The 22,323-nt window shown below is 33.6% G+C and carries 15 protein-coding genes; 1 reads left to right on the plus strand and 14 read right to left on the minus strand.

Annotation, left to right across the window (positions count from 1 at the left end; all coding sequences use genetic code 11):
* The first annotated feature begins 73 nt into the window (after nt 1–73).
* Nucleotides 74–1,351 (plus strand): hypothetical protein, encoded by a 1,278-nt coding sequence (locus FF125_RS18360; RefSeq protein ID WP_138951222.1) that lies wholly within the window; start codon nt 74–76, stop codon nt 1,349–1,351.
* Between the two features lie 187 nt (nt 1,352–1,538).
* Here FF125_RS18360 and FF125_RS18365 read toward each other — a convergent pair whose 3' ends face one another.
* From FF125_RS18365 to FF125_RS18430, 14 genes are all read right to left on the minus strand, one after another.
* Nucleotides 1,539–4,004: a glycoside hydrolase family 2 TIM barrel-domain containing protein gene (locus FF125_RS18365; protein ID WP_138951224.1), complete on the minus strand. Its 2,466-nt coding sequence runs from the start codon at nt 4,002–4,004 to the stop codon at nt 1,539–1,541.
* 80 nt (nt 4,005–4,084) lie between these two features.
* A complete protein-coding gene (locus FF125_RS18370; protein ID WP_138951226.1) occupies nt 4,085–5,596 on the minus strand; it encodes an alpha-L-fucosidase in 1,512 nt (503 codons plus the stop codon).
* Nucleotides 5,597–5,626: 30 nt separating this feature from the next.
* The gene (locus FF125_RS18375) at nt 5,627–7,186 is read right to left on the minus strand and encodes an alpha-L-fucosidase (RefSeq protein ID WP_138951228.1); all 1,560 of its coding nucleotides are present in this window, start codon (nt 7,184–7,186) and stop codon (nt 5,627–5,629) included.
* Between the two features lie 199 nt (nt 7,187–7,385).
* Nucleotides 7,386–8,198 (minus strand): glycoside hydrolase family 3 C-terminal domain-containing protein, encoded by an 813-nt coding sequence (locus FF125_RS18380; protein ID WP_138951230.1) that lies wholly within the window; start codon nt 8,196–8,198, stop codon nt 7,386–7,388.
* Nucleotides 8,195–8,512 carry a glycoside hydrolase family 3 C-terminal domain-containing protein gene (locus FF125_RS18385; protein WP_138951232.1) on the minus strand — a complete coding sequence of 106 codons (318 nt, stop codon included), beginning with the start codon at nt 8,510–8,512 and terminating at the stop codon, nt 8,195–8,197. Before FF125_RS18385 ends, FF125_RS18380 begins: the two co-directional genes overlap by 4 nt.
* On the minus strand, nt 8,513–9,094 hold the full coding sequence (locus tag FF125_RS18390) for a family 16 glycosylhydrolase (RefSeq protein ID WP_138951234.1): 582 nt from the start codon (nt 9,092–9,094) through the stop codon (nt 8,513–8,515).
* A gap of 101 nt (nt 9,095–9,195) precedes the next feature.
* Nucleotides 9,196–11,730 (minus strand): sugar-binding domain-containing protein, encoded by a 2,535-nt coding sequence (locus FF125_RS18395; protein ID WP_138951235.1) that lies wholly within the window; start codon nt 11,728–11,730, stop codon nt 9,196–9,198.
* Nucleotides 11,731–12,050: 320 nt separating this feature from the next.
* The gene (locus FF125_RS18400; RefSeq protein WP_138951237.1) at nt 12,051–13,445 is read right to left on the minus strand and encodes a sulfatase family protein; all 1,395 of its coding nucleotides are present in this window, start codon (nt 13,443–13,445) and stop codon (nt 12,051–12,053) included.
* A gap of 90 nt (nt 13,446–13,535) precedes the next feature.
* Nucleotides 13,536–13,781, minus strand: a complete 246-nt coding sequence (locus FF125_RS18405; RefSeq protein ID WP_138951239.1) for a hypothetical protein — start codon at nt 13,779–13,781, stop codon at nt 13,536–13,538.
* 155 nt (nt 13,782–13,936) lie between these two features.
* Entirely contained in the window at nt 13,937–15,325 is a 1,389-nt protein-coding gene (locus tag FF125_RS18410; protein ID WP_138951241.1) for a glycoside hydrolase family 28 protein, read from the minus strand.
* Nucleotides 15,322–17,193: a sulfatase family protein gene (locus FF125_RS18415; RefSeq protein WP_138951243.1), complete on the minus strand. Its 1,872-nt coding sequence runs from the start codon at nt 17,191–17,193 to the stop codon at nt 15,322–15,324. The genes FF125_RS18410 and FF125_RS18415 overlap by 4 nt, the downstream gene beginning before the upstream one ends.
* Nucleotides 17,194–17,988 (minus strand): 3-keto-disaccharide hydrolase, encoded by a 795-nt coding sequence (locus FF125_RS18420; protein WP_138951245.1) that lies wholly within the window; start codon nt 17,986–17,988, stop codon nt 17,194–17,196.
* A gap of 98 nt (nt 17,989–18,086) precedes the next feature.
* Nucleotides 18,087–19,757: a sulfatase-like hydrolase/transferase gene (locus FF125_RS18425; RefSeq protein ID WP_138951247.1), complete on the minus strand. Its 1,671-nt coding sequence runs from the start codon at nt 19,755–19,757 to the stop codon at nt 18,087–18,089.
* Nucleotide 19,758: 1 nt separating this feature from the next.
* Nucleotides 19,759–22,242 carry a glycoside hydrolase family 2 TIM barrel-domain containing protein gene (locus FF125_RS18430; protein WP_138951248.1) on the minus strand — a complete coding sequence of 828 codons (2,484 nt, stop codon included), beginning with the start codon at nt 22,240–22,242 and terminating at the stop codon, nt 19,759–19,761.
* Between the last annotated feature and the right edge of the window lie 81 nt (nt 22,243–22,323).

The following is a 22,323-nucleotide window of genomic DNA, read 5'->3' on the forward strand; positions in this document are numbered from 1 at the left end:
ATTAAGTTGTATAGATGAAAAAATACATTTAAATTGCTATGCAAAGCATGTACAAAATTTTGCATATTGTATAATGACCGAAGAAGAACACCTAAAATATTGCCTTAAAGAAATTGAAAAAAAATTAGATTGGAAGGACTCCTCTACTTGGAAAGAATCTGATTACCAAAAACTTTCAATACTTATTTCTGAAGCTTCTACTATTTCAATTAGTCCACATACCTTAAAAAGATTATTTGGTAAAATTAAGTATCGCAAACATTACAATCCGCAACAAGCAACTAAAGATGCCCTATCATTATTTTTAGATTATAGCAACTGGGATGATTTTGTTTTAAAAAACACTTCGCTAAATTCTAAAAAAAATAAAACACAAAAGAATGACCAAAAAAAAACAAAAAAAATTATTTGGTTTTTCATTCCAATAATAGTTCTTATCATTTCATTTATTGCAATTAATCAAACGAAAAGCATTCAAAAAAATAATGATGTTTTTACGTTTAATTTGAATGATTCAATTGGCATTGTACCTTATACAGCATCCCTTAATTATGATTTCACACAGCTAGAATCTGATAGTATTTTCATTGACTTTAGTTTTGAACACCCAACTTTAGGTCATCAAATTATAAAGCCAGAAAAAAGTAGAACCATTTCTAATTTCACGTATCAAGTACCTGGATACTACCCTGTTTTATTACAAAAAAACAAAAAAACACTAGCAATTAAAAAGGTACTTGCTTTATCAAAAAGTTGGGATAGCTATATTGTTTATGAATCAGAGCTCAGTAGGTTTTGGTTAGATAATAAAATTCCGAAAATGGAAGAAAACGGTCGTCTATATTATCCTCAAGTTTATTTAAAAGCTAATGGTTTTGATTTAAATAAAGTTTTCTATACTACACACCGTCTTTTTAAACAATTTGAAATTGATGGAGATAATTTTGAACTAAAAACACGATTTAAAAACTCCAGTGAACTAGGCGGAATTACCTGTTTTGACTTTATTTTACGTTTGTTTTGCGAAAATAATACGAACCATATCAAGCTGATGGAATCAGGATGTTCTCAATTTTCTGGTATTAAATTCGGAGAAGCTGTATTAAGTGGCGAACAGCAAAATTTAGATACTTTTAAAATTAATTTGGACGATTGGAACATGCTTCATATTGTAGCAAAAAACAAAACAGTTCAAGTCTTTTTAAATAATTCTTTAATTTATCAAGATCAATACCAGCAACCTAATGGAAAAATAGTTGGCATCGAAACTCTATTCAAAGGTACCGGCATATTAGACTATATTCAAATAACGGATCTAAATACAAACAAAGAATTCATAGATGCGTTTTAAATCAAAAATTACAATACAAAACTCCATAGCCCTGATAAATTAAATTGTAAGAAGGAATATTTTTTTGATTTTATTGTCTAATATTTTTTTTAAAACAATCTGCTAATTGATCTAAGGAATACTTGTAACAACTATCTTAGAAAGAATACTGGTATGAATCTTATTATAGCAAAATGAGCAATTAAATTTATTTCGTTAGAACGGATATTTTTGAACTTTTCAATCCTTTTGATTTTGCCGTGAATTTAATCGTTCCTTCTTTTTTAGACGATTTTAAAACCGCCAAACACATCCCACTAAATGCTTTTCTATAATTTGCTTGAAAAGGCTCTACAGAAGCTGCATTACCATTGTCAACGGCGATTAAACTTCCAACACCATCTATTGAGAAATTTACTAGATTAGTTGCATTCGGACATAAATTACCATCCTTATCTTCAATTCTGATCGTGATATAGGCCAAATCTGAACCATCTGCTGCAATTTCTTTTCTATCTACTGAAAGGCTTATTTTGGCTGGTTTTCCTGATGTAAATATTTGTACTTCTTGTATCGCTTTGCCGTTTTTATAACCAACAACTTTTATATTTCCAGCTTCATAAGGCACATTCCAAGACAACCGGTATTTCGATTGAAATTTCTTTGGTTCATAGCGTAAAAAATCTACTTTTAATTCGGTCAAATCTTTTCCTTTGACTTTTTTACCCATAGACTTTCCATTGACAAAAAGCTCTGCTTCGTCACAATTGGTATAACAATACACTGGTATATTTTCTCCTTCCATCCCTTTCCAATTCCAATGTGGCAATAAGTGAATCATTGGTTTTGTCGTCCAATGACTTTGGTATAAATAGAATCTATCTTTAGGAAAACCTGCTAAATCTACTGCTCCGAAATAAGAACTTCTTGAAGGCCAATCCGCATTCCAATGTCCATTGGTGGAGTTATCCTTCCCTCCATAAGGTGTTGGCTCCCCTAAATAATCAAAACCAGTCCACATAAATTCACCCATAACGTTTGGGTTTTGTTCTTGAAAATGAAATTCAATATCAGGCGGATATGCCCAAGGTGGTCCAATAATATCATAACTAGTTACCTGTAAAGATTCGTGTGTCTGATATTTTTCGATTGGTAAATGATACACACCTCGACTACTTGTTACACTTGAAGTTTCTGACCCATAAATAGGTAAATCAGGATAATTTTTAATTTCTTCACTATATTTAGATGGTTTGTAATTCATACCAGCGATATCTACTTGCTGTGCCATATTATTGTCATACGGATCAGGATAATGATTAAAACCAGCCGATGTTGGGCGTGTCGGATCCATTTCTTTACAATAATCATTCAACATTTTTGCTACTTTCCAACCATTTTTTTTATCGCCTTGCTCTAAAATTTCATTACCGATACTCCACATAACTATGGAGGGATGATTACGATCTCTACGAATCATATCTTTAATATCTCGTTCAGCCCATTCGTCAAAAAACAAATTATAACCATTTGCTACTTTTGGTATTTTCCAAACATCAAAAGCTTCATCTTGCACTAATAAACCTAGTTCATCACATAATTCTAAGAATTCTCTTGATGGCGGATTATGGCTCGTACGGATAGCATTAACACCCATAGATTTCATCATTTGTAGTTTTCTTTCATCCGCTCTGCGATATACGGCTGCACCAAGTGCCCCGTTGTCGTGATGTAAACAAACACCATTAAATCTTACTTTTTTTCCGTTTAAGAAAAACCCTTTTGTAGAATAAGCAATTGTACGAATACCAAAACGAGAATTATATGTATCAACTACTTTACCATTTTCTGTTATTGTAGTAATAGCGCTATATAAATTTGGGGTTTCGGTATCCCACTTTTCAGGATTTTCTATAGTACAATACAGCCCTGAATTTTTAGAACTATTCGCAGGAACTTCTAATTCTTCTTCAATCGTTGCTACTGATTTTCCATCAGGGGAAAAATACTCATGTTTTACAACCACTTTTTTATTTTGTACGGATTTATTTTCAATGGTTGTTTCATTTTGAATAACTGCTTTAACATTGGTAACCGTTGGCGTGGTAATATAAGTGCCCCAATTTGCAACATGCACTGGTTCATTAATTTTTAGCCATACCGATCGATAAATCCCTGCACCAGGATACCAACGCGTTGATAAATCTTGTGGCCTTAAGCGAACAGCGATAACATTATCCGTACCATCATATTTGAGGTATTTGCTTATATCAAACTCAAAACCAATATAACCATAAGGTCTATTCCCTATAAAATTACCATTAACCCAAATATGGGCATCGTACATAGCACCTTCAAAAGCAATGCTAACCACCTTACCTTTTGCTGAACTTTGCATCACAAAATGTTTTCTATACCAACCGGTACCATGAAATGGAAGACCACCACTTCGCGCGTTGTATTTCACATCAAACGGCCCTTCAATTGCCCAATCATGCGGTAAATCTAATTTTCTCCAATTCGCATCATTAAACGTTGCATTTTCCGCTCCTTCTGCTTCTGCGTTATAAAATTTCCAAGAATCATTAAAATTGACATCTTGTGCCCATGTTGTAAATTTCCCTATGGACAGCGAGATTAAAAGTGTTAGAACAAAAAGTTTTGTGCTTTTCATTGATTTTTATTTTGAATTAAATTGATTTGCTTAAAGCGAAACACCCACAATTAGATACTTTTATTTATACTGAAGCTTTCTTACTTTTTGAATTCTATTTTAAAACCAATCACGCTCCAATTTGGTAAATGTGCAGGTTTTTTGATAACTAAAGCATCATTTTCAAGCTGCCATTGCAGTACTTCTTGACTCCCTAATACTGTTATAGCTACAACAGATTTCGAGTTGTATTTTGCCCCTTTTCCTAAAGACTTTATCCGAATGTCATTAGTTGGTTTTTCTAAACAAAAAGCATATAATGTATCTTCTCCTTTTTTAGTAAAGCGAATATCATCAGCCGTATAAGAAATATTTTTCTCATTAAATTTTGCCGTTTTTACCGTAACGGCATTGGTTGGTCTTTCACCAAATACTCCCCAAGGTCTGGTGCCGTAAATTCCTTCTCCATTTACTGCCATCCATTGTCCAATTTCTTCTAAAGTAAGTAACATATCAGGCTCTAAATCGCCTTCTGGGGTTTGCACAATATTAATTAATAAATTACCGTTTTTACTTACAATATCACATAACATTTGAATGATATACGTAGCACTTTTATATTCTTGTCCGGTTTTATAATACCAATCTCCAATAGAGGTATCCGTTTGCCACGGATGAGGATTAATCTCATCCATTACGCCGCGTTCCATATCTTGCACCCATTTCCCGTTAGAAGATTCTTTACAATTATAAATAGCCTCTAAATTTCCATTATTTACGGACATATTCGTATTGTAAAAATTAGCAATCATGCTTCTCCCAATATCTCCAAAAGGCATTTTACTGTCAGAATACAACAAATCTGGTTGATACACATTCACCAATTCGTTAATTCTTTCTAGCCATTCTTTTTGAAATTTCGGATTGTTTGTTAGCCATTCTTTATCATTTTCTGCAGTTTTAGCATGATATAAATCTTGGTATTTTGGATTATTCCCATCATAAGGAACTCCTTTATACTTTCCATCTTTATCTGCATCATGGCTTGCTTGAAACCAAGTATAGCTTGCTCCTAAATGTTCAGAAACACCAAATTTCAAACCTTCATTTTTTGCTGCCTTTTGCCATAAACCAACAATATCTTTCTTTGGACCCATTTTTACCGAATTCCAGGAATGCAACTTTGAATTCCATAGAAAAAAATTATCATGATGCGTACCCATACTAACAAAGTATTTTGCTCCAGCCTTTTTATAAAGAGCCATTAATTCTTCAGGGTTAAATTTTTGAGCTTTCCATAAAGGTATAATATCTTTATACCCAAACTTTGAGGGATGCCCATAATACTCCACATGATATTTATAATCAGCACTTCCTTCTTGATACATTTTCTTCGCATACCAATCGCCTTGACGAGGTACAGCTTGTGGCCCCCAATGTGACCAAATGCCAAACTTAGCATCTCGAAACCATTCCGGGTATTTGTAAGTAGCCAGTGAAGCATCTGTTGCTTTAAATGGCCCATTAGCAATCGTTGTATTATTCTGCGAGAAACTGATTCCTGTGATTAAAAAAAGGAGTAAAATCAATTTTAAGTTGTGTTGTATTTTCATACTATTCTAATTTTTAATTTATTTAAAAAATCAATCCACATGAGCATCAACGGCACCACCTATATTATTTTCCTTATATCCTGTTAAAGTAATTTTGAATGCATACGCATACGAAGGCGCTATGTTACTTGGCGTTTTAATAACTAACCCTTTTTCATTTCTTTCCCAAGATATTTTTGCATTACTCCCCAATAATTCAATATTTTCTATCGTAGAATTTAACACACCTAACTGGGTACTAAATGATTGTATCACAATTTCATTTTCTGGCTTATCCATGACAATGGCAAAAAATTCTTTACCAGATTTTTTCGTAAAACGGATATCTTTATTCGTATAGGCTATCTTAATTTTCTCTACTTTATGACCTCCTTCTGACAACCGGGTTGGTCCTTCGCCAAAAACTGTCCACGGACGTGTAGCATAAATTGCATCTCCATTTATTTTTAACCATTCTCCTATATGAATCAAAAGATCTTCCATTTCTTTTGGAATAGTTCCATCTGGATTTGGAGGTACGTTTAGCAACATCAAACCATTTTTTGATACGATATCTATAAGTATGTCAATTAATTCATTAGGGGTTTTAAATTCTGCACCGGGACGATAAAACCAAGCTCCTGGAGAAGTATCTGTTAACCAAACATCTTGTTTTGGTTGGTTTGGTCGTCCTCGCTCATAATCTTTAACTGCAGTATTTTCTGGGAAAGTACTTTCCTTATAACAAACCACCACATCTTTATCCCATTCTAAACCTTTGTTATAATAATATGCTAAAAACTTTTCACGAGATTCTTCTGTCATATTTTCTAACCACCAGTCAAACCATAGTAAATCTGGTTGATATACATCTATAAATTCTTTCAATTTCGCCCACCATTCTTTATAAAAACGCTCATCTGGAGTTTTGGAATCTAACGCGTGAGGATTCGTATATAAATCATAATCTTTTGGATCAACTCCTCTATGTTGGTGTGCTGGCGCAAAATATTGCCATGTAAATGCATGATGAAATGATCCCATAAATTTCATCCCTCTAGCTTCAATTTCTTTTTTTAATGCTGCCGAAGGGTCAATTCCGCCATAATTCATAGAATTCCAGCGTGTAGATTTTGCATCCCACATAGCAAAATTATCGTGGTGCATCGCAACCGGCCCTGCAAATTTTGCTCCTGAAAGTTCAAATAATGTTGCCCATTTTTTGACATCGAAACCTGAAGTGTCAAATTGCTCAATTATATATTTGTAGCCATATTTTGCAGGATTACCATATTTCTTTTTATGGTGTAAGTAGTTTGACGTTGGTTTGCCGTTTTTTGTTGGAACTTTTTTTCCATCTTCATACATTTTCATACCATGCCAACCCGCATAAAATGTATCAGGATCTGTACCAACAAATGCCGAAGAAACAGGACCCCAATGCGTGTAAATACCAAATTTAGCATCTTGAAACCAATTTGGAGCTGGATTAACCTTTTTTAAAGATTGCCAAGTGGGTTCGTATTTTTCATGTTGCTGCTCTTGAGCAAAAACAATACCTCCTAAAAAAAATATTCCTAGAGAAAGCCTTTTGAGAAAACAAAATTGCATACTTTTTAATTTTCAATTTGAAACAATAAGCCACAAATGTGATCATATTTTACGGCTTTACTTTTCACAAAAATAAAGGAATCGTATGCTCTACATATGAACAAATGATTTTCTTTGCAGCATATATGTTTTTTACCTCTGAAAAACACTTGTTTTTTAATACATTTAATCGTCTTGCAAATATCCGCTATTTCAACTTTTATTTTAATTGGATTGTTTTTTCTTGAGGAATAGCAGCCCCCAACTCTATGGCCAATTTACCAGGAGAAGCATTTCCAACTATAATTTTATAAGCTCCTTTACGCCAAACTTTTTCTCCTTTTTGATTAATCATTTTTAAATCTTCTGGCATTAAGGAGAAGAATATATTTTTTGTTTCTCCTTTTTGTAGAGAAACTCTTTTAAAAGCTTTTAAACTATTAAAAGGAACTCCATCCGCAGTATTAATCGGAGAGATGTACAACTGAATCACATTATCAATAGCATAATTTCCAGTATTTTTAACAGTAACAGTAGCGGTTAACGTTTCTTTCGGCTTTAAGCGTTCCGCATTCAATTTTAGATGTACAATTTCTGTTTTAGAATAGGTTAAGCCAAAACCAAAGGGATACATCGGTTCTTTTGTCATGTACTTATAAGTTCTTTCTTTCATAGAATAATCTTCGTATGGAGGCAACTGATTTACGTTTTTAGGAAAAGTAATCGGTAAATGCCCCGAAGGAGAAATATCTCCAAATAAGATATCTGCAACCGCAGTACCTCCTTGTTCTCCAGGGTACCAAATTTGTAAGATAGCATCGCAATGCTCTTCGATACCTTCTAAAGAAACCGGACTACCACTTGCAATAACCAATACCAAAGGTCCTTTTTTCTTGGCTGCAATTTCTTTAACGTAATTGATTTGATTCTCCGGCAATTTCAAATCCACTTTATCCCCTACATTTTCAGCAGCAATTGCATCTACTTCTTCTCCTTCTCTATCTGCTGACAAGCCCACTACACAAATAGTCACATCTGACTCGGCTGCAACATTTGGCGCCCAGTTTTAGGATTGATATTTTTGTGAAATGGTAAAGCGCCACTTCTATAATTTAATGAAGAACTTAAGGAAACTGCATCTGCAATACCCGACAAAATGGTTACCACGCTAGAACTAATTCCGTAATAGTTACCCATTAATACATCAGATGAATTTGCAAAAGGCCCAGTGACATAGGGTACTTTTATATCCTTAGAAAGTGGTAACGTATTATTTTTATTTTTTAATAATACGATTGATTTTTGAGCTGCTTCTCTAGCCTGCAAATTCCGGATAAAGTATACCACCTATTCCGGTATATTGCGACTATGGGTATTAGATGACATTGATTGGTCAAATTTTTGGCTAAATTCTTTATCATTATTGATATACCCGACACACTCTTGTATATCTAACTCCGTGGTTCTTTTATCACAATTTTCAAGATTTTTTGACTCATTTATCAGCCAAAATGTGGAAGACATAAATGTTTTATTCGCTTTTAAACTACACTCATAATAGCCAAATTTCTTAGAAAAATTCGAAGCTACATAACCTCCACTATGTGTAAATTCATCGCCATTTTTGGTAATCGCTTGTGGCAACAAATCAGATGTAATTTCTAAATTTCCATTATTTACACTAACACTATCTGCAACAAACAAACCTGGTGCTCTCCCGATCCATCCGCCAGATGTAGCCCATTTTTTACTATCGATTTTCTTTCCATTGAATTCATCCGACATATTTTTTACTAATTTCCATTTTTTGTGAGATGGTTTTGGGTCTTCCCCTTCACTAAATGTTGGTGCTTTTTGTGCAAAAGTTTGCGACACGCCAAACAAGGCTATGGCTAAAAAAATTTGTTTCCAGTTTTTTTTTGTAATCATTTGTGAAATTTTAATTATTTGAATTCAAACATATTTTTTAGTACTCTCAAAGGCTATCAAATGATATTAAGACAAGTTTTAATGATTTTTATTAGCCTTTATTACTTTACATCTAATTGTATCACAGCACTCGAAAAGTTCTCCGTTGTCGCTTTTATTTCTGCTTTACCTACAACATCCCGTTTGCTTTGCACAATTAATAAACAACGACCTTTGCTAGTCATCAATTCATTGGATTGAAAATTTTGAATATTATCTCCTGCTCCATTGTCAACTCCTAAAATTCTCACGGAACCTTTTACATCAAAAGTAACTTTTGCATTAGATGTTTTTACCAAATTACCATCTTTATCTACCAATTGAGCAACGATGTGCGCAACATCATAACCATCTGAAGTTAGCTCTGTTTTATCTGTTGTAATCTGTAAACCAATCGGCTCTGAAGTAGTGCTGAGATTTGCTATAATCTTTTGCTTAGCAAACCCTGCTTTTGCCGTCAAGACTCCTTTTTCATATGGCACAACCCAACGAAATATTCTATCAGGACATTCGGACATACTCCGACTTCCTAAAGTTTTATCATTTAAAAACAACTCGACTGTAGCTAAATTCGATGCCACTTCTACTAAGATAGAATCTCCATCTTTGTAGTTCCAATGTGTATTAGTATTTCGCCATTTATAAGAATTTTTATCTTTTGGGATGGCTTGTCCAGATAACTTATCCGCTAAGAAACTAGACTTTTCTAAAGGTAAAGTTCCTAAAGAAATGTGCGGTTCATCTACCCAAATACTTTTAAAATAATTATACCCTTGCAATTTAAATCCAGCCAAATCTAATATTTCTCCCCAACCACCTTTTATTGGCCATTTTTCATTACTCTCTCCCATATAGTCAATTCCTGTCCACATAAAAATACTAAAGACTCCAGGGTTTTCTAATACTTGTTTCCAATCATCCCAACCACCAGGGCATTCGGTTATGGTTACTTGTTTGTTTGGAAAGTGCTTTTGTGCCCAAGGAATAATACTATTTCTATAACTAAAACCCGCAATATCGATGGCATCTGCATAACCACTAACTAAACTTACTTGTGGAATTATTAAGTTTGCAATAGTTGGTCTAGTGGTATCCAACGATTTTATCCAGCCATTTAATCTTTTTGCTGTTTCTGCTAAAATATGCTCCTTTTTATCCCAACTATTATAGCGTTGTTTTAACTCTTCTGGAGAGTATATTGGTAAACCGCCCCAAAATCCTTCTGTCTTTTGTGGATCATTAGGATCTGGCCATAAGCCTGTTATATATCTGTAGTGTAAATACGTCCATTCAATTTCGTTACCGATACTCCATTGAAATATAGAAGGATGATTTCTGTCGCGCAAAATGGTTCTTTTTAAATCACTTTCTCCCCATTTTTGGAAGTGATTGGTATAACCTCTTGTAATAGAGTCAACAATTCGGTCATGATAGTTCAGTCTTTTATCTTTTGGATAGTCTAACTCGTCAAAAATTTCATCTTGAACCAAAAAACCCATTGTATCACATAAATCTAAAAACTCTTTTGAAAAAGGATTATGAGAAGTACGGATAGCATTTACGCCAGCTTCTTTTAATTGCATTAGTCTTCTTTTCCAAACTCCTTTCGGAACTGCAGCTCCTACCAAACCTCCATCATGATGCAAACAAACACCTTTAACCAGTGTAAATTTATCGTTTAAGAAAAATCCTTCTTTCGCTGTAAATCGCAAAGTTCTAATACCAAAAGGTGTTGCATATTGGTCAATAAGCTCATCATTTATTTTTAAGGTAGAAACAACATTATACATATTTGGATTTTCTGTATCCCATAATTTAGGAGAAGCAATCTGGATATTTTGTTTGAACACCTCTTGCCCATTACCTTTTACAGTTACCTTATCTTCTTTTTTAGCGATTTCTTTACCATTGGCATCTAAAATTACAGATTGTAAAATAATTTTAGTTTTCCTTTTTGCTGTATTTTTAATTGTAGTTTGTATTTGAACTGTTGCCTCATTAGTAGTAACTTTAGGCGTTGTAACATAAGTTCCCCAAATAGGGATATGTGTTTTATTAACCGTAATTAATTTTACATTTCGATAAATTCCACTACCAGTGTACCATCTAGAATCGGCATAGCGTGTATGATCAACCTTAACAGCAATAAGATTATTTTTGCCATCTTTAGTTAGAAATGGAGTTATATCAAAATAAAATGGAGAATAACCATATGGGTTTGCCCCTAGTTTTTTTCCATTTAACCAAACTTCAGAATTATTATAGACCCCATCGAATAGTATAAATGCGGATTGATTTTCTTCTAAATTAATTGAAAATTGTTTTCGATACCAGCCCAAACCTCCTGGCAAATAGCCTGTGGCTCCCTCTAGTTTTTCTTCAAACGGAAACTCAACACTCCAATCATGAGGTAAATTTACATCACGCCATTTCGAATCATTCAAACCTCTTGAAAAAGCATCTCCTTTTTGATCTAAAGAAAACTTCCAATCAAAGTTAAAATCTTGTTCACGTTCTACTTGGGCATACATTTGAAATGTGAAGCACAAACACAACAAGAGGCTCCATTTTTTTATACTAATTAACTGTTTGGTCATTCTAAAAAAAATTAATTGATTTCTACTAGGTAAATATAGATTATAGCCTAATTTTAAACACTAACAAATGATTTTGTAGATAACATATATGGTTTTTTAACACCATTACTATATTACATAAAAAGACGCCCTCAACAAATAAGTGACTGAAAACGTAACTATTATCATTAAAATAAAGAATTTTAATATAATCTAATTACCATATTCTATACTCTATAAAAACTCAACAACTATTTTTTTCTTTGTTTTTTAAGCAGATATAACAATGCAACTTTCTTAAGAGTAATTCGTCAGAAATAAGTAAAATTTAGTAAAAAATTTTAATTTTTAAGGGCTCTTTGTATAAAGGATTCTCTGTTTTTTTCTTCTAAATGCACATGTTCAATATGTGCATCTGGCCACAAAGGTTGAACGGTTTCTAAAGTCCAAGTTTTGTATTTTTCATCTAATTCTGCAACTTTATCAGAAAATTCATTCGAAATATCATGATGCTCGTATGGGTCTTTTTCTATGTCAAACAACAATATTTTTTCTTTATATTCTGAACGAACTAATTTATATTTACCACTTCTCACAGCGTATCCTTGACCACCGGAATATCGCCAATAGAGAGTTCTTTCAACCATATTTTTATTCTTTTTTTCTATGTATGGCAACAAATCAACACCATCTAATTGTTTGTTTTTGGGAATTTTTATGCCAGTAGCTGATAAAATTGTTGGATAAATATCTAAAGCAATAATTGGATCATCATAGGTTCTACCTCCCTTAATTTTATTTGGCCATGAAACCAAGAAAGGCTCGCGAATACCCCCTTCAAATAACATTCCTTTGTGACCTCTATAAGGTCCGGCACTTGCTCCGCTCAAATGAGGTCCATTATCACTATAAAAGAAAATTAATGTGTTTTCATATTCTCCGACATCTTTTAATTTTTGAATTACTTTTCCTATTCCAGCATCCATTCCCACGACCATTGCCGCATAAGCTGCTCGCTTACCATCTTCTATATACTTTACTTTATCCGTATATTCTTTGGTGGCTTGTATAGGCTCATGTGGTGCATTATATGCTAAATACATAAAAAACGGCTTTTTATTCTTGGCGTATTTGTCGATATATTTTACAGCTTCATTAGAAAAATCATTGGTTAAATAAGTTTGTTCACTTACAGGAACAGGAACGCCATTTCGTAATACTCCTAGCATTTTAGATTTATTCCCAAGATATCCCCAATAGTTAAAGCCTCCACCGGAAAAACCATACCAATCATCAAACCCTCTGTTTATAGGCCAAAATTTCTCTGCATTACCTAAGTGCCACTTACCAATAGCACAAGTTTGGTATTCATTTTTTTGTAGCAATTCTGAAATCAATAATTCATTTAACGGAAGTCCTATATTTGATGAATCGTCTTGAACTTCATTTTCTGGATTATTTTCGTGACCAAATTCTTGTTGATAGCGCCCAGAAAGCAAACCCGCTCTGCTTGGGCTACAGTACGGATGTGTAGCATATCCTTGACTAAAAACAACACCTTCTTTCGCCAAATTATCTAAATTGCGAGTAGGAATATCTGTTCCTCCATTAAAACCAACATCGCCCCAACCTTGGTCATCGGATAAAATAATTAATACATTCGGTTTTTTGTCTTTTTGAGCAATTCCTGCATAAGAAATAAGAAGTAACATAACTAGAATTAGATAATTTTTCATTGCTTTGTCTATTTAATAGAGGGTTCAAATTTATCTCAAGAATATTAATTGTTGTTTCACAGATGATTTTATTTGAAAAACATATGATTTTTATTCGTAATAATCCCAAAAATCGCAAAGTGTTGGATAAATATCATGGATGTAAGATAACCCACTATACTTCGTTCCCTTTTGCTGAACAAAACCTCCTGAGAAAATTAAAGGCACATGAATTCCGCCTTCTTCATAAACATTTGGTTTTTGGGTTTTGTTACTTTTTTGTGCCTGAGATGACCAAGCAATCGTACAAAAAAACAAAAGGAATCCTATTTTTTTTATTTGATTTTTGCAATCCATATTTGTGCTATTTTTTATTGGATATGTAATGGAGTAATATCCTTAAAAACTAAAGGTTATTGCTGGAATTTTTGAGCTACTTACCAGCTTTGTGTTTTTTTATTTTACCGATCTGCGCTACCATCAATGCCATAAGTTGTAGAAACTTTGAAAAACTATTTTCTTATGAGTTGTTTTTCCGTAAAGCTGACATTGTTTACGGTGACAAATCCAATGGTATCTTGTATTACGTCATCAAAAACAATTGGCGCTCTATGGTCAAAACTTGCCACCTTTAATTGGATGTTTTGTAGGGTTAAACCTTTTACATGACGCGCATAAATTCCGCTTGACGGCAAAGTTCCAATTAAACTAAATTCTGGCCACCAATCTCCTAAAATATCTAATGTATATTCTTTTATAGAATTGTTTGCATCCTCTTTGGTTCCTCCACCTGCAACTGTCATTTGAATATTATTTAATTGAATATCGTTAATATATCGATTTGGCATACCAGTTATAAATATGGCTGAATTTTTGTCGAGCATACTATTGTCGATAATCATTCCATTAAAAATAAAATTGTGCATTGCTTTCATTGGCGCCATTTCTAAAGGAGCATCAACACCTGCACGCTGTTGGCAAAAAGTCATAAAAATAGGGCGAGGAACATTTCGCATTACTAAATTAGAGAAGGTTATATTTTTCATTTCTCCACCTTCATTCATTTGTATTTTTAAACCTGAATCTTGAATATCATGAAAAGTGCAATTACTAACCGTAACAGAATCAAAATCTCCTCTAGACGCCAATCCTATGCGCATTCCCGCCCATTTACTTGTAAATACACAATTGGTTATCGTTATATCTTTACAAGGTTTATCTACTCTTGAAGTTTGTAAACATATAGAGTCATCACTGGTATCAAACGAAGAATTAGCAACTCGAACATTGGTGCATCCATCAAAATCAAGTCCATCACCATTATGATTTACCCTACTTTTTATTTTGATTCCATCTACCACGATTTCATTACAATACAACCAAGCCGAAGTCCAAGATGCAGGATTTATAATAGTAACATCTCGCATGTGCACTTTCTCACAATTCAGAAAACGCATGAGCATTGGTCGCCCAGTAATTTTATTAAAATTTTTAGCATACCCGTTACCATCGATGGTTCCATAACCTTCAATGGCAAAAGATTTAGCATTCTTAGCAAAAATTAAACAACGATCCAAATGGGGTTCGTTTTTATAGGTGTTTTTATGTGTAACTGTGCTATAATCTGCTATATCAGGACTTGCTAATAAAGTTGCTCCATTTGCAATGTGCAGCGTTACAAAATCTTTTAAATAAATAGTGCCAATTACCACTGTTTTTCCAGAAGGAATAATAACGCTACCACCTCCATTTTTGCTACAAGCATCAATTGCGGCTTGTACTTCTTTGGTATCTTTTGTTTTGCCATCCGCTTTTGCGCCATAATCCAAAACATTGAAATCTTGGGCAAAAAGTTGTATCTGAATTAAAAACAACAGAATTATTAGTTTAGTTTTTATCATCTCTTCTTTTTCAGGTAATTAAGTCGCTCTTGTACCAATTTATCTTGTTGTACAATTGCTTGTATTTTGGTTGGCTCTATTTCAAAATCAAACCCGTAATCAAAGGAATTTAAAAGAGTAATTGAATTTAAAATAAGTAATCCTTCAGTCGCATCTTTAGTGGCATATAAAGCATCAAGCATAACTTTAGAAGGATTCTTAACTTTTATAAGTCCGAGAAACTCTGCTGCGCGAACTTTATTTATTAATTCGGTATCATTTTTTTCTATCATTTTTATTTCTGGAATAAAACTTTTTGCTTTATCTGCAAAACTACTACAAACAATAATGCTCCAATACCGTTTCCATGGATCTTTAGATTGCAAACCTTCTTTTATTTTAGGTGCTGCTTTCTTATAATCTAAAAGCATCCAATTGGCCGTTGTCCTATAATCTTTAATTTGCTTTTTATGTGCTTGACCAAAAGCCACTGGATTATCAAAAGCATTTTTAATTAGATAAAACTCTGGATAAAACGATAAGTCTGGCATACCTTTTTCCCAAACTATTAATTTGTTTCTAAGTTCTGATAGTATTTTTTTATAGGAAGCTTCTGAAGATAGATCTTTAGTTTCAAACGGATCGGCTTCTACATCAAACAACATCTCCGCCTTTCTTGGTTTAAAAAATTGCTTTTGTATTGCAATCAATTCTCCAGCTTCATAAAGGGCTTCCCATTCTTGATAAGCTACTTGTTTATAACGATAGTTGTTTGTTAAACCATCAAAATTAAAAGGTTGATAACTTCGAATATATTTATATTTACCAACTCTGACAGAACGAACCATGTCATATTTTTCGTCAAATCGATCAGCATAGCCGTAAGTTGTATTTCTAGATTCTATTTCTTTTTTAGTAATTACTTTTCCTAAAAAAGGTTTTCCATCCAATTGTTTTGGTATTGTAACTCCTGCTAAATTTAATACTGTTGGTGCTAAATCAATAAAACTAACAAAACCATCTACTGTACCTCCTATTTGAAACGGAGTAAAATCACGATATTTTTCTGGCACATAAACCACCATTGGCACATGTAATCCTGTTTCATAAACATACCCTTTACTACCTGGTAAAACACCACCGTGATCTCCATAATAAAATATAAATGTACTCTCTAATAAGCCGTCTTCTTTTAATTGCGAAACAACTTTACCTACTTGTTTATCCATTTCTACATGCTTATCTCTGTAATAAGCATTAGCAAATTCAAATATTTTTGTTTTAGGATGATTTGGCTGAATTGTATTCTTATTTTGTGAAGTGATAGTTGCCAAGCTCTCCATTTCTTCTTTGGTATAATGCAAACTCGATTCATGCGTTGTTTCTATATTGAATACATGAAAAAATGGTTGTCCGTTTTTTCTATTTCTCCAAGTAGCAGTTTTTGAAGAATCATCCCAAACTCCAGAATCTTTTATAAAATTATAATCTTCTTTACTATTATTTGTAGTGTAATATCCTGCATCACGCAAGTAGGCCGGAAACATTTTCAAATCCGTTGGCATTGGCACTAACTTATTGCGCCTGTGATATTGAGTTCCTGTTCTTGGCGCATAGCTACCCGAAATAATTGTTGAGCGCGCTACACTACACACGGCTGCATTTGAAAATGCATGTGTAAAAAGTAAACCATGTTCTACTAACTTTTCGATATTTGGTGTAGCAACACCGTTCTCGTCAAATAACTTCATGTAGTGTTTAGAATTATCTTCGGATACAATCCAAACTATATTTGGTAGTGATTTTTTTGTATCATTTTGACTATAAAAAGTAGTTGCGTAAAAAAGCACAAAAACCACTACTTTCCATTGGAATTGTTGGGGTTGCATTTATTCTAGGTTTTTAATTTTTATATCTTTAAACTCAATACCTTGCCCTTCTGATTGCAAACCAATATATCCTTCTGTTAAAGGTTTACCATCTACTTTTATTACAGGATCATAACCGGTAATAATATCTCCACCAATATGCGGTTTGGTATATCGTAATACTTCTTTTCCGTTTACTTTATGAATAATCAAAGAATCTTTGTACACAATTAATTCCCCATTTTGCCACTGATTCCATGGGTAAGTTTTAGAAGATGAGCTTATGCAGTGTCGCGGATCTACTTTGTTTTCAAAAATAACTTCTGTTCTTGGAGAACACATGTTACCAGTTGGTCTTGGCTCGTTTTCTTTTTCTGCTGCTAGAATTTGATATTCTACAGAAATAGGCCAATTTTGTTCTTTTAAAATAGTTTTTGGATCTTGTGAATGAAACATAACACCACTATTTCTGTAGGTAAAATGTGGAGCGTCTTCTAGCCATTGGTCTGTAAATTTATAACTGAATTTTAGATGATAGGATGAAAAAGATTCGTTAAAAAACAAGTGACCATAGCGCATTCCAAACTCTCCGTCATAACCAACATAATTTACTTGAATCTTCCCATCTACTACCCTAAACGTATTCGCATAATTATCGCCAACTTCATAATGATACAATTTAGGAATCCATCCCTCCAAATTCTTACCATTAAAAAGGCTTCGCCATTCTACATCTTGTTCTTTCTCTTTTTTTAACTGTTTTTCGCAAGACCAATTTGTAATAACAATAATTATAAGTAAGGCTAATCTTTTCATTTTATTCTTCTAAATTTAACTGTATTTTGGATTTCATAGTACTAGTTTACATGCGCAGATTAAGTACCCAGATACAAAACCTTATGCTTTTTGAAATCTTATTTTGGTTCTATTATCATATTGCTTTCCAACTGACTTTCAGCAGTATACCGATATACTTTCGGAGCTTCTGTTCCTCTTGCTTTCGTAATTTCTGTTTTCCAAGCGCTTTTTAATCTATTTAAAACTGCTTCATTTTTTGAATCTTCAATCACATTATCAAATTCTTGTGGATCGGTTTTTAAATGATATAATTCTTCATATACCGGTTGCTCACCTTGCAGTGGAGATTCAACAAAATCTCGATAGGTTACCAAATCAATATCATGCACAACATACAGCATTTTGTTTATTGGAATACCAAACTGCTTCGCCACTTTTATTTTTTTACTTGCAGAAATAGTATTGTTTTTATAATAGCGAATGTATTTCCATTCTTTATCTTGAACAGCTTCACACCTGGGGTTACCAAACTGCGTGGACCATAAATTCTCTGTTAACAAATAGGTTCTAGGTTCTTCCTTTTTACCTTCGACCAAGTTTATTATACTTTTACCTTGAAAACTGTTTGGCAATGAAACTCCCCCATAAGTCAACATGGTTGGTGCTAAATCAATAGTCTGTACTAGCGCGTTTGAAACGAAACCTCTCGATTTTTTTTTCAATCGAGGATCCAAAATAATAATTGGCACATGCGTGGTTTTTTCATAACACAGTGCTTTGCCACCAAGACCCTGCTCGCCCATAAATAAACCGTGATCAGAAGTGAAAATAATTATGGTGTTATTATCTAATTTCAAATCATGTAGCTTTTTTTGTAATTTACCAACCAATCGATCAATTCCTGTCATCGCCTCTAACTGGCGGATATACCTTTCTTTTTGTGCTTGAGGTGTATCGATATAATTATAACCTGATTGCCTATCTTCTGCTCTAAGCAAATCTGCAGGCAATTTTGGTGTTTTTATAGCTGCTTTGGCGATATATCCTTCAGGTAAAGGAATTTCCATATCACGATACATAGTTTTATAAATTGCATCATCGGTAGGTTTCATTTTCATCGTACTCGTACTTGCACCATGTGGCAAATTGAAATTAATTGACAATAAAAATGGTTTGTTATCAGGTCTCTTTTCTAAAAAATGGATTGCTCCTTTTAATTTTCTCGCATTAGAATCTATAAAATCATCAACTCCTTCTTGAATAACTTCGACTTGTGTATCTGCAATAGCATCGTTAAATATTTCGTGTATTTCTTTAGGATAAAATCCCAAATGACCATGCCCGGCATACCAGTAGTCAAAACTTTTCTCCATCACACCACTTTCATAACCACCTTTGCCAATTGGCACGTGATTTTTACCAATCCAACCTGTGTAATACCCTGCTGATCGCATCAACATAGGAAAGGAATTTTGCCAAGCCTCATCAGAAACACTAGTTCCTGAATTAAAGTTTACAGCATGTTTTCGTTCAAATTGCCCCAACAAAATGGAAGTTCTGCTTGGGGTACAAATAGCGCTAGTAATATGTGCATTGGTAAAGAGCACGCCTTCTTTAGCCAATTTATCAATATTTGGAGTTTGCACGATAGAATTACCTGTGCACCCTAACATATTATATGATTGATCATCAGTTAGTATAAATACAATATTTGGTTTTTCTTGAGCATTTGCAAATGCATAAATTGCAAAAAATATAACATATAAAATGTGTTTTAATTTTTCCATTTTAATTCGTTGTTTTAACCGTGAGTTTTGTTGCTTCTAAATTATTCGAACTTGCTGTAATATGAATTTCACCGGATTTCTCAGTAGATTTAACTACCAATAAACACAAACCTTGAAAAGCTTTTCTTTCTGGTATTTGAAAAGATGCTAAAGAATTTGCATCTCCGTTACCTACTGCCGCCAATTTTCCTAAACCTGCAATAGAAAATGTTACCAAATTATCAGCATTCGGACATAAATTTCCTTCCTTATCTTCTATTCTTACCGTTATAAAAGAAAGATCTTCATCATCTGCATTAATAACAGATCTATCTGCTTCTAATTTTATTTTGGCTGGCACTCCTGCTGTATTAATCTGTTTTGTAGTAGCAATCTCACCGTTTACATAACCCACAACTTTGATAGTTCCTGGTTGGTACGGCACAGCCCAAGAAAGACGATATTTAGTTTTATACATTCCTTTTTCAAAGTCATGAAACTCTGAAGGAATTTCTGTAAAATCCTTTCCTTTTATTTTCTTACCGAAAGATTTCCCATTCACAAAAAGTTCTACTTCTTCACAGTTTGTATAAGAATAAACCGGAATTTCTTGTCCTTCTTTCCCTTCCCAATTCCAATGTGGCAATACATGCACCATTGGTTCGGTAGTCCACTGACTTTGATACAAATAATAACGATCTTTAGGAAAACCTGCTAAATCTACCGGTGCGAAATAAGAAGAACGTGATGGCCAATCGTCATTCCAATGACCATTTGTGGAATTATCTCTACCACCATACGGTGTTGGTTCTCCTAAATAATCAAATCCTGTCCAAATAAATTCACCCAAAGATTTAGGTTCGGCTTCTTGTGCATCAAACTCAACATCAGGCGCATATGCCCAAGGTGGCCCTATAATGGCATCATAGCTTGAAACTTGATTGGTTTCATGTCTTTCATTAAATTCAATAGGTAAATGGTATACTCCTCTACTACTTGTCATCGAGGAAGTTTCAGATCCATACACAATTCTATTGGGATTTTGCGTTAAAATTTCTCCATACCTTTTTGGCCAATAATTCATTCCTATCACATCTACATAATCTGCCAACTTATTTTTAAAAGGAGCTGGATAATAATTAAATCCGATGGTGGTTGGTCTTGTAGGATCTTCCTCATGACAAATATCGTTTAACTCTTTCGTGATTTTCCAACCATCTGGTCTGCTTTGCTCTAAAATTTCATTACCAATACTCCACATAATTACAGATGGATGATTGCGATCTCTGTTAATCATATCTCGAAGATCAATTTCATGCCACTCCTCCCAAAACTTATGATAACCATTTTCTACTTTTCCTATTTTCCATTCATCAAACGCTTCAACAATAACTACTATTCCTAACGCATTACAAACTTTTAGCATCTCTGGCGATGGCGGATTATGGCTTGTACGCAATGCGTTTACACCCATACTCTGCATGATTTGCATTTGTCGTTCTTTGGCTCTATAGTTAATTGCAGCACCTAACGGACCTTGATCATGATGCATACAGACCCCATTTAATTCAACCTGCTTCCCATTTAAACTAAAACCGTTATTTGCATCAAATTCAATGGTTCGCACACCAAAATCACTTTGAAAAGCATCTATTTTCTTATTCCTAATCTTGATACTACTTATTGCCTTGTACATATAAGAATTACCCATTTGCCAAAGTTGCGCATTTTTAATAACTAGATTTTGCGTAACTTCTTTTTGTGAATTACTTTTTAAAATTACTGGTGTTTCTTGGTTCGTTACTAGTTTGCCGTTTGCATCTATAATTACCGTTTCTAAAGTTGCTTTTACCTCTTTGGCACTTGTGTTTTTAATTTTAGTAGCTATGGCAACATCAGCAACACCATTGACAACTTTTGGTGTCGTTATCTTAGTGCCCCATTGCGGAATGTGTACAGCGCTCTTTATTTTTAATCGAACATTTCTATAAATTCCTGCTCCTGAATACCATCTAGAAGCCAAATCTTCCGGCGCCAATTGAACAGCTATAATGTTGTCTTTACCAAATTGAATATGCTCGGTTAAATCAAATGAAAAACCGACATATCCATAAGGTCTTTCTCCAATATAAATACCATTTAACCAAACCTTTGCATTGCTCATAGCTCCGTCAAACTCTATAGAAATCTGTTTATTCTCCTCATTTTTTGCTACCGTAAAATGTTTTCTATACCAAGCTACGCCATGCACGGGCAAACCCCCTGTGCGAGCATTATATTTTTTATCAAATGGACCTTCAATTGCCCAATCATGTGGTAGATTTAATTTCCGCCATTGCGTATCGTTATAATCCAACATTTCGGCATCTGGTAGAGAATCTTTATGAAAAAGCCAATTTTTATTAAAATTTATAGTGCCAAAATCTTGTTTATTTTGTTCATAACTAAAAGATACTTGCACCAAAAAAAAGGCAAGTGCAAAACTTATTTTGACTGTTTTTTTCATGTTTTAGAGTTATTATTGTTTTGTAACATATACATAATTAGCATTGAACTGCTTTCCATCTATTGTTTCAAACCAAGATTT

Origin of the sequence: Aureibaculum algae (assembly GCF_006065315.1) — a bacterium.
Lineage (GTDB): Bacteria > Bacteroidota > Bacteroidia > Flavobacteriales > Flavobacteriaceae > Aureibaculum > Aureibaculum algae.

Excerpts from the sequence above, each read along its gene's own strand:
- FF125_RS18425 (WP_138951247.1), bottom strand. The coding sequence starts at position 19,757 with ATGGAAAAATTAAAACACATTTTATATGTTATATTTTTTGCAATTTAT.
- FF125_RS18415 (WP_138951243.1), bottom strand. The coding sequence starts at position 17,193 with ATGCAACCCCAACAATTCCAATGGAAAGTAGTGGTTTTTGTGCTTTTT.
- FF125_RS18365 (WP_138951224.1), bottom strand. The coding sequence starts at position 4,004 with ATGAAAAGCACAAAACTTTTTGTTCTAACACTTTTAATCTCGCTGTCC.
- FF125_RS18405 (WP_138951239.1), bottom strand. The coding sequence starts at position 13,781 with ATGGATTGCAAAAATCAAATAAAAAAAATAGGATTCCTTTTGTTTTTT.
- FF125_RS18390 (WP_138951234.1), bottom strand. The coding sequence starts at position 9,094 with ATGATTACAAAAAAAAACTGGAAACAAATTTTTTTAGCCATAGCCTTG.
- FF125_RS18410 (WP_138951241.1), bottom strand. The coding sequence starts at position 15,325 with ATGATAAAAACTAAACTAATAATTCTGTTGTTTTTAATTCAGATACAA.
- FF125_RS18370 (WP_138951226.1), bottom strand. The coding sequence starts at position 5,596 with ATGAAAATACAACACAACTTAAAATTGATTTTACTCCTTTTTTTAATC.
- FF125_RS18395 (WP_138951235.1), bottom strand. The coding sequence starts at position 11,730 with ATGACCAAACAGTTAATTAGTATAAAAAAATGGAGCCTCTTGTTGTGT.
- FF125_RS18430 (WP_138951248.1), bottom strand. The coding sequence starts at position 22,242 with ATGAAAAAAACAGTCAAAATAAGTTTTGCACTTGCCTTTTTTTTGGTG.
- FF125_RS18420 (WP_138951245.1), bottom strand. The coding sequence starts at position 17,988 with ATGAAAAGATTAGCCTTACTTATAATTATTGTTATTACAAATTGGTCT.
- FF125_RS18360 (WP_138951222.1), top strand. The coding sequence starts at position 74 with ATGACCGAAGAAGAACACCTAAAATATTGCCTTAAAGAAATTGAAAAA.
- FF125_RS18400 (WP_138951237.1), bottom strand. The coding sequence starts at position 13,445 with ATGAAAAATTATCTAATTCTAGTTATGTTACTTCTTATTTCTTATGCA.
- FF125_RS18375 (WP_138951228.1), bottom strand. The coding sequence starts at position 7,186 with ATGCAATTTTGTTTTCTCAAAAGGCTTTCTCTAGGAATATTTTTTTTA.